The 12,276-nt window shown below is 53.2% G+C and carries 8 protein-coding genes; 1 reads left to right on the forward strand and 7 read right to left on the reverse strand.

Annotation, left to right across the window (positions count from 1 at the left end):
• Window positions 1-3: 3 nt before the first annotated feature.
• Genes Q4501_RS06290 through Q4501_RS06300 form a run of 3 tightly spaced genes read right to left on the reverse strand, consistent with a single transcriptional unit; the run spans window position 4 to window position 4,832 of the window.
• Window positions 4-3,150, reverse strand: coding sequence for an efflux RND transporter permease subunit (locus tag Q4501_RS06290; protein WP_303595157.1), 3,147 nt, complete (start codon window positions 3,148-3,150; stop codon window positions 4-6).
• Window positions 3,151-3,152: 2 nt separating this feature from the next.
• Complete coding sequence (locus Q4501_RS06295) at window positions 3,153-4,247, reverse strand: efflux RND transporter periplasmic adaptor subunit (RefSeq protein ID WP_303595158.1); 1,095 nt, start codon at window positions 4,245-4,247, stop codon at window positions 3,153-3,155.
• A 36-nt stretch (window positions 4,248-4,283) separates the two neighbouring features.
• On the reverse strand, window positions 4,284-4,832 hold the full coding sequence (locus Q4501_RS06300) for a DUF3833 domain-containing protein (protein WP_303595481.1): 549 nt from the start codon (window positions 4,830-4,832) through the stop codon (window positions 4,284-4,286).
• A gap of 289 nt (window positions 4,833-5,121) precedes the next feature.
• Between Q4501_RS06300 and Q4501_RS06305 the strand changes: the two genes are divergently transcribed.
• A complete protein-coding gene (locus Q4501_RS06305) occupies window positions 5,122-6,939 on the forward strand; it encodes an acyl-CoA dehydrogenase C-terminal domain-containing protein (RefSeq protein WP_303595159.1) in 1,818 nt (605 codons plus the stop codon).
• Window positions 6,940-6,992: 53 nt separating this feature from the next.
• On the opposite strand, the gene Q4501_RS06310 is transcribed toward Q4501_RS06305, so the two are convergent.
• The 4 genes from Q4501_RS06310 to Q4501_RS06325 all read right to left on the reverse strand — a co-directional run bounded on the left by Q4501_RS06310 (window position 6,993) and on the right by Q4501_RS06325 (window position 12,269).
• Window positions 6,993-7,745 carry an ABC transporter substrate-binding protein gene (locus Q4501_RS06310; RefSeq protein WP_303595160.1) on the reverse strand — a complete coding sequence of 251 codons (753 nt, stop codon included), beginning with the start codon at window positions 7,743-7,745 and terminating at the stop codon, window positions 6,993-6,995.
• Between the two features lie 220 nt (window positions 7,746-7,965).
• Window positions 7,966-8,712, reverse strand: coding sequence for an ABC transporter substrate-binding protein (locus Q4501_RS06315; RefSeq protein ID WP_303595161.1), 747 nt, complete (start codon window positions 8,710-8,712; stop codon window positions 7,966-7,968).
• Window positions 8,713-8,957: 245 nt separating this feature from the next.
• Window positions 8,958-9,950: a cytochrome-c peroxidase gene (locus Q4501_RS06320; protein ID WP_303595483.1), complete on the reverse strand. Its 993-nt coding sequence runs from the start codon at window positions 9,948-9,950 to the stop codon at window positions 8,958-8,960.
• A 210-nt stretch (window positions 9,951-10,160) separates the two neighbouring features.
• The gene (locus Q4501_RS06325) at window positions 10,161-12,269 is read right to left on the reverse strand and encodes a TonB-dependent receptor (RefSeq protein ID WP_303595162.1); all 2,109 of its coding nucleotides are present in this window, start codon (window positions 12,267-12,269) and stop codon (window positions 10,161-10,163) included.
• Between the last annotated feature and the right edge of the window lie 7 nt (window positions 12,270-12,276).

Genomic DNA, 12,276 nt, shown 5'->3' on the forward strand with positions numbered 1-12,276 from the left:
CAATCAGAAATCGTCGGCCCGTTTGCTTGGCGCGGCGGCCCTCCCTGCCCCCCCGGCTGTTCCTGTTGCCTGGCGTTCCAGCTCCAGCTCTACGCTGTTAGCCGATTTGGCAAATCGTGCCAGGAGATTGTAAAGCACGGGAATAATAAACAGCGTCAGGGTGGTGGCGAAAATCAGTCCACCAAGGATCACCATACCGATAGCTGCACGGCTTTCTGCGCCAGCTCCCGTTGCGATGACCAGCGGCACGGCCCCGAAAACTGTGGAAATCGTGGTCATCAATACCGGCCGGAATCGCAGACTGGCGCCTTGCAGAATGGCATCCTTTACTTCGTATCCCTTATCCCTGAGCTGATTGGCAAACTCAACAATCAATATACCGTTCTTTGCCATCAGGCCCAGCAGCATGATGATGCCTATCTGGCTGTATATGTTAAGACTGATGCCGCTCCACCAGAGAGACAGCAATGCGCCGGTTACAGCCAGAGGTACCGGTAGCATGATGATCAAGGGGTGAATCCAGCTTTCAAACTGGGCTGCCAGAACCAGAAAAACAATCACGAATGCCAGGGCGAAGGTCACGTAGATTGCAGCTGAGGATTCCTCGAATTCCCGGGACAAACCCTTGTAGCTTAGCCTCGCTTCCGGCGGCAGGTTATCCATAGCCAGGTTGTTCAGGTAGGTCAGCGCCGAGCCCAGGTCATAACCATCCGCCAGTGAGGCACTGATAACCACCGCTGGCAGTCGGTCGATTCGCCGCAAATCCGGGTTGGCACCAAGTTCTTCAACCGACACCAGCGCCTGGAGCGGTATTAGTGTGCCGCCTTCTCTCGGTCGCAGAAAAATCTGCCCCAGATCATCCGGCGTTGCTCTATCTGCATCACCCGCCTGCACTATGACATCATACTCACGGCCGCGATCCAGATACGTGGTCACCTGCCGGGATGCCAGCATGGTTTGTAGGGTGAGGCCCACATCAGCAACGGTGATATCCAGATCGGCAGCGCGCTCACGATCAATCGTCAGGCGAAGTTCCGGTCGGGTCAGTTCAAAGTCCGTTTCCAGGTTCAGCAGATTCGGGTTCTCTTTTGCCCGGGCAACAATTTCATCACTCCATTCCTGCACAGATTCATAATCCGGGCCGGCAACAACAAACTCCACAGGCTGGTTAAATCCCCGCTGGCCCAATCCCGGCGGGTTTACCGCTACAATTCGGGTGCCGGTAACCTGGCTTAATTTTTCCCGGAGCTCACTGGTAATCTGCTGCTGTTTGGTCTCCCGCTCGTCCCAGGGTGCCAGTCCCATGATCATGAACGCGCTATCTTCTTCCTCACGAAAACCGACGATTGAAAGCAGGCGGCTGGCTTCGCCGGATTCCAGGTAAGGTATAAGCTGCTCTTCTGCTTTACGTACGTAGTGATCGGTAAACTCAACCGTTGAGCCCCGGGGAGCGCTGACCGGCATGATGATCACACCGCGATCTTCTGTCGGTGCCAGTTCCTGCGGCAGTTTCGGGTAAATGACGGCGGTAATGATCAGAGAAACCACCCCCAGGCCAAGCAACAACCCGGGCTGCCGGAGAGAAAAGCCCAACAGCCGTTCGTAGCCACGGGTCAGACCGTTCAGAACTTTTTCACTGGCTGACCAGAATCCGTGCCCCTCAACCGATTCCGGGCTGTGCCTGAGCCATTTCGAACACAGCATGGGCGCCAGCGTCAGCGCCACCAGGCTGGACACCACCACGGCAGCCGCAAGCGTGAAACCGAATTCGGCAAACAGTCGACCAATATTGCCACCCATAAACGAAATGGGTACGAACACGGCCACCAGGGTCAGTGTGGTGGCTATTACTGCGAAAGCGACCTGTTTAGCGCCACGGTATGCCGCCAGCAAAGGTGGTTCCCCTTCATCAATCCGGCGCTGGATGTTTTCCAGCATGACAATTGCGTCGTCCACAACCAGGCCGATGGCAAGAATCACTGCCAATAACGTCAATACGTTGATAGAAAAACCGAGAAAGCCCAGACCGATAAATGCGCCAATTACCGCAACCGGAATGGTTATCGCAGGAATCAGGGTTGCTCGCCAGGAACGAAGGAAGAGAAAGATCACCAGGATTACCAGGCTTACGGCTATCGCAAGCGTGGTCATCACTTCCTTGATCGAGGCACGTATAAAGATGGATTCGTCGTAGCTTTCAGCAATGCTGACTTCCGGCGGCAGGGTTTCCCGGATTTTTTCCAGTTCTGCCTGAACGGCGTCGGATACTGCAACGGTATTGGCTTTGGACTGCCGGATTATCCCCATGCCAATGGCGGTCTGGCCATTGGCCCGAAGACGGCTGATGTCCGATTCGACACCCATTTGCACATTGGCAACACTTCCAAGGCGCAGCAATTCGTTGTCGTTTCTGCGGATAACCAGCTCGCGAAACTGTTCTACTGTGGATAACCGACCTTCGGTCCGGATGGTAAATGTCCGGGTGGACGAATCCACCGAGCCGGCAGGCAGTTCCACGTTGTTGGCGCGCAGAGCACTTTCCACCTCCGCCACCGTGATATTTCTCGCCGCCAGTCTCTCCCTGTCGAGCCAGACCCGGATCGCATAACGGCGTTCACCGCCAATACGTACATCGGCGACACCATCCAGCACAGACAAGCGGTCAGCAAGAACACGGTCTGCGAAATCGCTAAGCTCAGCGCTGTCCCATACATCGCTGCGCAGCGTCACCCACATCATTGGACGGGCGTCAGAGTCCGCCTTGCGAACAACAGGTGGATCCGCTTCATCAGGCAACTGGTTTGCAACCCGGGACACAGCATCGCGAACATCGTTGGCTGCAATATCCACATCCCGGGACGTGGAGAACTCGATACTGGTTCGTGATTCGCCCTGCTCGGTCGACGACTCAATAGAACGGATACCTTCGATTCCGCTGATAGCACCCTCAACCACCTGGGTGATCTGGGTGTCCACCACTTCCGCAGCGGCGCCTGTGTAATCGGTAGAAATCGACACCACAGGTGGATCAATATCAGGGTATTCCCGCACCGGCAGCCCCATCAGAGCCGCCAGGCCAAACACAACAATCAGCAGGCTGAGTACCGTTGCGAAAACGGGGCGCTTTATGGAGATATCTGAAAGGATCACAGTCAGGAACCCACTGACTGGGCAAAGCGATTATCCGGAATGGCGTTCTCATCATCAATCACCCGGATTGGATCGCCACTGCTGAGCCGGTCCTGACCGGTCACCACGACAGGGTCATCTTTGGTCAGGCCTTGCGTAACTTCTACGTGACCGGGCATACGCGTTCCCAGAGTGACAGACACTCTCCGGGCCACACCATCTTCTGCCACAAAAACGTACTGTTCAGCACCGCGCAGCATGACAGCCTGCTCTGGAATCACCAACGCTTGTCGTTCACGTAATGTCAGGCTGACTGACATGAACTGCCCAGGACGTAACCTGCCCTCGGCGTTATCAATCAGTGCACGAACGGGTAATGAGCGACTGAGCTGATCAATGCGCGAGCCCAGCTCCACCAGTTCGCCACCAAAAACCTGTTCGGGATAGGCAGGAGATTTTCCCTGCACCCTCTGGCCCGGACTGATCTCGCCAAGAAACCGCTCCGGAATGGAGAAGTTCAGTTCCATGCGGGAAACCACATCCAGCGTTGTTACGGTGGTTCCTGCGGTAATATAGGCACCGATATCAATGTCACTGAGGCCAATCACCCCAGAGAAAGGCGCCTTGATACGATGGTTTTCAAGCCGGACCTGCGCAGCAGTTCGCTGCGCCTCAGACACTTCAACAGCGGTTCGAAGTTCATCAACAAGCGACTGGGAGATACTGTTCTTGTCCCTCAGACTACGGGCCCGTTCATACTTTCGCCGGGCATCGGCCAACTGTGCTTCAACAACGCCCAGATCTGCTCTCGCCTGCCGGTCATCAAGTTGCAGCAGTAAGTCACCCTGCTTTACGTGACGGCCAGAACGCAGCTCTATCATCACCACGCGGCCGCTGGTTTCTGTGGTCAGTTCAACGGCGTTCGCGGCTTTCAGGCTCCCAACTGCTCCAACCTGATCGCGAACCGTTTCAGTTACGGGGAGCGCAGTGTTAACCACGCTGGCTGGCCGCTCGTCAGATGAGTCCACCTGAGATGGAGCGCTGAGAGTACGATAAGCCACAGCGCCGCCAACTGCGAATATGACCAGTACGACACCGATCAGCCATTGTTTCCACATAGAATTTTCCAACAGACAAACCAGCTAGCGCCGGCGTTAGTTTTTCTGAATCACCAGAACAATTTCACCGACATCAACCCCCCATTTACTCATGGTGGTCTGATTGATCAGGGTGTCAGGTGTCACCAGATACATCCAATCATCCATCCGTACATCCAGGGTTCCGTCACCATAAGCCACCTGGAGCACATAATTCATATGAATAGCATTACCACTCCAGCGCATGGTTCCCGGTTCAACCACATCGCCAGCACCGGCATGATAACTGTCAGCGGATTCCGATGGCGTCAGTGTCCAGACGCGGGTCTGCACTTCGCCATCATCAAAACGGAATACCTCGTCCAGAGTGCCCACACCCGCGCTGTCCCAGGACGCAGTAATATCCGCATCAAAGGTACGGATTACTTTCCCGGAAATATCCTTGACCACACCGCGGGCGGAAAGTTCACCGTTAAAGAACTGCTCCGGAACCAGCTTGGGGCCGCGCTCTGCGTAGTCTGTCAGGGCTGGCGACGAACAGCCACCCAACAAAGCAAAGGTTGCTATCAGCAAGAGTATAGAGCGCCGGTTGGCTTTGGAAATCATAGAGCGCAGGTTTTGCATATTTTTTACACTGTTCATCGGCTTCTCCACAGCCCTTCTCGAAAGAGGCGGGCGACCACTGTTCACAAAAAAATCTGACGACTTCAATACGCCAGAAACGTGATCTTCGATCAACGCCCACCTCCGGTGTATCCCGAAGACTGTCTTTACTGACAGGGCCTTTAGCGCTTTTCGTCAATGGAACCGGACGTGAAATGCCGTAAAACTCCAGGCAACTTTACGATAGACAATGCCCGGAAACAGATTTCCAGGCAGGTACAGAGGAACACCTATGCCGGCATACAAGGCACCCCTGCGGGACATGAAATTTTTGCTCAACGATGTGTTTGATTACCCGAAGCATTATGCCTCGCTGGCCAGCGGTGAAAACGCAACGCCGGATATCGTTGACGCCATTCTTACCGAATGCGGCCGCTTCTGCGAAGAGCAGCTAAGCCCACTCTACCAGTCTGGCGATGAGGAAGGCTGCTCATTGACAGACGGTGTGGTAACCACCCCGAAGGGCTACAAAGAAGCTTACAACCAGTACGTGATAGGTGGCTGGCAGGGCCTTTCAGCACCGGAAGAATATGGTGGACAAGGTCTGCCCACTTCCATGGGACTTCTGAAACAGGAAATGATGGGCACGGCAAACTGGTCGTTTTCCATGTACCCAGGCTTGTCCATGGGTGCAATGAATACCATCTACCTCCACGGTTCCGACGATCAGAAAGACACCTATCTGCTACCCATGACAGAAGGCCGCTGGGCCGGCACCATGTGCCTGACCGAACCCCAATGCGGCACCGACCTGGGGCAAATAAAAACCAGAGCCGAACCCCAGGCTGATGGCAGCTATAAGGTGACCGGCACCAAAATCTTTATATCCTCCGGTGACCACGATCTTACCGAGAATATTGTCCATATTGTTCTGGCGCGCCTGCCGGATGCGCCCAAAGGCACCCGGGGCATAAGTCTGTTCATCGTACCAAAGTTCCTGCCAGGTGCAGACGGCGATTCAGGGAAGCGCAACACGGTGGTGTGTGGCAGCCTGGAAAAGAAAATGGGGATCAAGGCTTCCGCGACCTGCGTTTTGAACTTTGACGAAGCAGTCGGCTTCCTGATCGGTCCTGAAAATGAAGGCCTGGAATGCATGTTCACCTTTATGAACACAGCGCGTATCGGTACCGCCATTCAGGGGGTCGGGCCCGCGGAGCTTTCCTACCAATGGGCCCTGGAATACGCCAGGGAGCGCCGTTCCATGCGCGCCCTCTCCGGCAAGAAGGAACCTGAGCAGGTGGCGGATAGCCTGCTTCACCACGCCGATGTACGCCGCATGCTGCTGACCCAGAAAGCCATCGCGGAAGGTGGCCGAGCCATGCTCTATGACGCCGCCCGTCTGGCTGACCATATGGTTGAAGGCCACGCCGCCGGAGATGCAAAAAAAGCAGCCAGATACAATGACAAGCTGGGTTTCCTGACACCAATTCTGAAAGGCTTCCTCACTGAGTTGGGGAATGAAGCTGCCAACCTTGGAATGCAGGTCTTTGGTGGCCACGGTTATATCCGCGAACACGGCATGGAACAGATCGCGCGCGATACCCGAATTGCCACACTTTATGAAGGCACCACCGGTATTCAGGCGCTGGATTTACTTGGCCGTAAGGTTCTTTTGAGTACCAAAGGTGGAGCTGTTCGTGACTTCACCGCCCGAATCGCCAACTTTGCCCGCAAAAAACTGACAGACAGCCGTTTGCGCCCGCTTGCCCTGGATCTGCTCAAGCTCACAGCACAATGGAACCTGCTTACGGTGCGAATCATGCTTGCAGCCCGCAAGGATCGCGATATTGTCAGCTCTGCGTCTTACGATTTCCTGATGTACAGCGGCTACGTGACCATGGCATATATCTGGGCAAGGCAAGCGGCGGTCGCGGCAGATCGTCTGGACAAAGGCGGCGATGAATCCGAGGAGTTCTATGAAGCCAAGCTGGCCACTGCGGAATTTTATTACGAGCGCCTGTTGCCAAGAGCTCAGGCTCACGCCAGCAGTATGCTGAGCCCCAGCAAAAACCTGATGCAGCTGAGAGCAGACGCTATGATTTTCATCTAATTGCGGAACTATCCCGGGAACTCCCCGGGATAGTTTTGGTAATTCTCTGGAATTTAGAGACCGTATTTTGTCTCTATAGCTTCATACATTCCGCTGCTCTTGATCTTCTGAAGACCTTCGTTGAGTTTCTGTATGATGTCTTCAGAAGTATCAGGATTCATCGCAAGATAAAGCTCAGTATCGTTGAACGAATAAACCGGCTCCAGCCCTTCTACGTCCTGCTGAGAAGCGAAATAAGGCCCTGCCAGACGGTCAGCAATCCACACATCAACCTGGCCAAGCTCGAGACGTTTGGGGTTCAGGTCGTCACTTTCGATAGCGGATACCTTATAGCCACGCTCAAGCAAATACTCGGTCATGACATCGTTACGGTAACCTCCAAACGTCATGCCTTTCATATCTTCCAACTTTTCAATGTTCAGGTTGGATCCACTGGCAGCAAAAATGGTCCACAGGTTCTTGGTTAAAGGCCCAACCCATTTAAAGTTTGGTGCACGAGCTTCGGTATAAGTCGTGCAAAAAACACCGTGATTGGCCTTATTCAAGGCTCGACTATAGCCATAGTCCCAGTTACGCAATTTGATCACATAATCCAGGTCCGTCGCTTGCAGAATGGCTTTTACCATTTCAGTGCAAATGCCATCAATATCTTCCCCTTGATGCTCAAACGCTCGACCAGACGCGCTCATGTTGTAGGGTGGGAAGTTCTCGGTATAGAAATACAACTTTTCAGAGGCGGATACAGATGCGATCCCCCCAAACGAAAGCGCAACCATAAGCCCTAGCAAACGACCAAGCTTGAACACAGATAGTCTCCTTTATCACGGATAAACGTTCATCGTTCTATCAAAATATCGAACGAATTTAGGATTTTAAGCGACGGGAGCTTACCGAATTGCATGCCTTTGTATTACAAAAAAACTGTTTGTTTTCGTAAGGCTGGGTAGGGGGTAGGGGCGAACATAGAGTTTACCGGCCAGGTAAGCCCAGCCGGTCATTGGAATTATCTAAAGATGGCGCGGATGATCAAAGACCGTACTTGGTCCCAATCGCATCATAAGTACCGTTTTCCCTGATCGTTTCCAGGGCATTATTCAGATCTTCAACAACCTGGTCGGGGGTATCCGGACTCATCGCCAAGTACAGATCAACGTCGTTGAACGAATACACAGGTACCAGTCCTTCAATCTCCTGCTGGGAAGCCATGTATGGTCCTCCAAGCCGCTCTGCAATCCACAGATCAATCTGGCCCAGGGCCAAACGCTTCGGGTTGAGGTCATCACTATCGATCACGGACACCTTGTAACCGCGCTTCAAGAGGTATTCGCTTCTGACATCGTTGCGATAACCTCCTATGGTTTTGCCCTTGGCATCTTCCAGTCGGTTCATTTTGAAGGTACTCCCCGCCGGCGCAAAAATAGTCCACAGGTTCTGTGCCAGCGGCCCCACCCACTTGAACATGGGGGCCCTATCTTCTGTATAGGTGGTACAGAATATACCGTGATTGGCTTTACTCAGAGCTCGGTTATAACCGTAGTTCCAGTTGCGCAGCTTTATTCGGTAGTCATACCCTGACTGATTCAGTGCAGCCTGCACTCTTTCCATGCAAATACCATCAATCTTGTCAGCACTATGTTCAAACGCGCGCCCGTTAATACTCATGTTATAGGGCGGAAAATTTTCGGTATACATATACAGTGTTTCCGCCGCACCAGCCTGTGATGCACCGAGAGGCAGCAGCAATGCCAGAACAGACAACGATATTAAACGCATGGAAAGGTCTCCTTGATAAGACAACCCGAATAGAGAACTTTAAGCCAGCATAAATCAGGCCAAATTTTTGTGCCGCTTAGCGGAGGGAGGTAAATGAAGACTTACCCTGAGAAGGGTGTTGCTTGAGTTCAGAAACTTGAAAGGATGAGCAAACACGATATTTGAGTCATCATATCCCGGGTAATATCTACCCGGGATATTCAAACTACAGGTTTGAAATTACCTTTATATACGGCCTGTGCGTATTATTCAGGCAGAACCATCGATACCGGCCTTGGGGTATCGTCAGTGCTGGGTGGTAATTCCGGGTACCGGATTTCCGGAATTTTGCCTGTCAGCGTTTTCAGAAACGCGGTAATTGACTTCACTTCGTCATCTTTCAGATCAGCACCCAGCTGTGATGTACTCATAACCGCTACAGCTTCTTCCAGACTCCAGACTACACCAGAGTGGAAATAAGGGGCAGTCAGCTCAATGTTACGCAAAGGCGCAGCCCGGAATACGTACTCATCGGAGGCGGTAGAAGTCACCTCGAAACGACCCTTGTCGCCCACCGGCAGAACCTCGGCGCCAGGCTTCATCACCAGACCAAACGGGTAGTAACCTTGACCACCCAGGTTGGTGCCGGAATGGCAGGCTACACAGCCTTTGTCCATGAACAACGCCAGGCCTTCTTTTTCCTGCTCGTTCAGAGCCGCAGCATCACCACGCAGGAACCTGTCAAAATCGGCATCCGGTGTAATCAATGTTGCTTCAAACGCTTCAATCGCAACGGCCATGTTGTCGAAAGTCACAGGGTCTTCCTGGCCCGGGAATGCTTTGCCAAACTTTTCAACATAAAGCGGCATACTCTTCAGAGTCTCAACCACACGCTCAGGAGTGCTGCTCATTTCAACGCCCGCCTGAACGGGTCCCTTAGCCTGTTCAGCCAGGTCAGCAGCCCGGCCATCCCAGAACTGAGCGGCGTTAAACACCGCATTGAAAACCGTTGGCGAGTTGCGCGGCCCTTTTTGCCAGCCGTGACCAATTGAGACGGGAAGGTAGTCATGCCCGCCCATACCTACGTTGTGGCAGGTGTTACAGCTGATCAGATGGCTTGATGACAAACGCGGCTCAAAAAACAACATCTTGCCAAGATCCAGTTTGGCTTCTGTGAGCTCGTTTCCATCAATGACGGGTGGATATTGCGGAACCGCCGAAAACATGGTTCCGGCTCTGTCCTGCAAATCCGTAGCCATTACCGCCCCTGCGGACAAACCCAAGCTAACAGCGACAGCCAAATTCAATGCTTGCCGTTTCATTTTTCGTCTCCCTGTTCATTTAAAATGACGCTCTGATATAAAGCTAACAGAACGTTCATGTTTTTAAATGAACAAAGAGCTACCGGCGCAATTACCGGTAGCAAAATTGACGACAGTCAAATATATCCTGTCACACGCAAAGCAGGGTTAAAAAGAATAGGTCGCTGCAAGCCATAAACGTCGACCTTCTTCCGAGTTTGCGTACAGGTTTCCATACTCTGCGCCATTGTCGTACGAACGGTATTCAATGAAGTCTTCATCCATCAGATTGTAGATAGTGGCACTGAACCCCAGGTTCTCTGAAACCTGGTACTGGCCACCAAGGCTAACCAGAGTGACTGCCTTGAAATCACCAAGGTCCGCATAGGAAGGCGCGCCGCGACTACGTTCCCGCGCACGATAGCGCTCGCTTTCATATTGCGCTTTTACAAAGGCTGACCAACGTGCAGAAGGAACCCAGCGCAGTGAAACGTTGGCCATGTGTTCGGGCGTATCAGTGAGAGGCTCACCTTTGTTAGGCCCGGTTTTCTGCTCGCTGTCGGTATAGGTGTAGTTCGCCGCCAGGCGCCAGTCCTGAGCGAAAGGTACGGAACCATGCAACTCCACCCCTTGGGTGACAGCTTCATCAATATTCACATCCTGGCCAAATACATCTGCCAAGGGCCAGTCGCCCCGGTCAACACAACCCGGGCGATTAGGGTCCTGTGCATAACTGCAGTTCAACAGGTCTGGCCCTTCAGCTATCTTGTCGGTGAATTCGTTGTAAAAGACCGTTGCGCCTACGCTATAGCCAGCCGGCTTTTCGTAGATCACTGCCAGTTCGGTAGAGGTTGATTTCTCAGGTTCCAGATCCGGATTACCAAACAAGGGAATCGTGCCCTGCCCGGTGAAACCAATAACGCCAGATGCGAGTTGCTCAAGCCCAGGTGTTTTATAGCCGCGGCTTACGCCACCCTTGATGGTCAGCTCCGGCGTGGTACTCCAAACCAGATAGGCCCGCGGGCTGAACTGCCCACCGAAGGCGTCGTGGTGGTCATATCGCCCGCCAAGAGTAAGCGCCAGGTCGTCGGCCAGGAACCACTCGTCTTCAACAAACAGTGCCTGGGTTTTTTGCTTGAATTCTTCAACGGCAACGCCATCGATCATACGCGCATCAAACCACTGACCACCTACAGTGACCACATGATTGGCGAGGGGCATAACCAGTTTACTGTCGATAACACGGTTCTCAGTTTTCAACTCCCGGTCAGATCCTGGCGTTTTCCCGGGAACACCTTCAGGAATAACCCGGCCAGTGGTTTCGGTAACGTTCCTCATGATACTGGTTTCGAGGTTACCAATTGAAAACCGGCCAGTGTGGCCAACAGCGAACTGGTCACGATCAAATTCCTGCTCCGGCCCGTAACCACGCACCCCCAAAGTACCCAATTGACCCTCAGAGTTATCGTAGTCCTGCCTGCTGCTTTCAATATCCAGCCATAAATCGTTTGACTCACTAGGCGTGACGGTAACGCGCCCACCAACCGTGTACTGTTCAGACTCCACCGGGCTGGGACCGCGGGTGCTCACTTCGATCGGATCGCCATTCAGGTCGAGAAATTCCAGTTCGGATTCATCCCGTTCAAACCAGCGTCCACGTAGCTGCAGGCCGATCAGGTTATCCACCAGGGGGCCGCTGGTATAGGCGCTATAGGCCCGACTGTCACCAAAATCACTATCCTGATTGAGAGTGGTTTCTGCGGTGAGTGAAGATGCCCATTCAGGGCTGACTTTGCGGGTGATAATGTTAATAACACCACCCATGGCATCGGATCCGTAAAGGGTCGACATGGGGCCGCGTACAACTTCAATGCGTTCAATAGCAGATGGCGGTGGCATGAAACTGGTGGCAGTCTCACCGAAACCATTGGGGGTTACGCTGCCAGCGGTGTTCTGCCGGCGACCGTCAATAAGAATCAATGTGTATTCAGCAGGCATACCGCGCATGCGTATATCAAAGCCGCCGGTTTTGCCCGCAGAACCTCCGACATCTACACCTTCTACATCATCCAGTATTTCCGTCAGACTGAACGCTTGTTTATTGCGGATCTCTTCGCCGGTAATAACCGTAATACTGGCAGGCGCGGCTGTCTGGCTCTGCTCAAAACCCGAGGCTGTTACGACCAGCTCCCCAAGCTCCGCGGGTTGGGCCTGTACCGACGAGTTAAAAACAAGGGCACTACAAGCCGCGCCAATAGCAATCCGGTTAAACAACATATCATCC

Source organism: Marinobacter sp. 2_MG-2023, from assembly GCF_030546935.1.
Classification (GTDB): domain Bacteria; phylum Pseudomonadota; class Gammaproteobacteria; order Pseudomonadales; family Oleiphilaceae; genus Marinobacter.

Excerpts from the sequence above, each read along its gene's own strand:
- Q4501_RS06295 (WP_303595158.1), bottom strand. The coding sequence starts at position 4,247 with ATGTGGAAACAATGGCTGATCGGTGTCGTACTGGTCATATTCGCAGTT.
- Q4501_RS06300 (WP_303595481.1), bottom strand. The coding sequence starts at position 4,832 with ATGATTTCCAAAGCCAACCGGCGCTCTATACTCTTGCTGATAGCAACC.
- Q4501_RS06305 (WP_303595159.1), top strand. The coding sequence starts at position 5,122 with ATGCCGGCATACAAGGCACCCCTGCGGGACATGAAATTTTTGCTCAAC.
- Q4501_RS06315 (WP_303595161.1), bottom strand. The coding sequence starts at position 8,712 with ATGCGTTTAATATCGTTGTCTGTTCTGGCATTGCTGCTGCCTCTCGGT.
- Q4501_RS06320 (WP_303595483.1), bottom strand. The coding sequence starts at position 9,950 with ATGGCTACGGATTTGCAGGACAGAGCCGGAACCATGTTTTCGGCGGTT.
- Q4501_RS06325 (WP_303595162.1), bottom strand. The coding sequence starts at position 12,269 with ATGTTGTTTAACCGGATTGCTATTGGCGCGGCTTGTAGTGCCCTTGTT.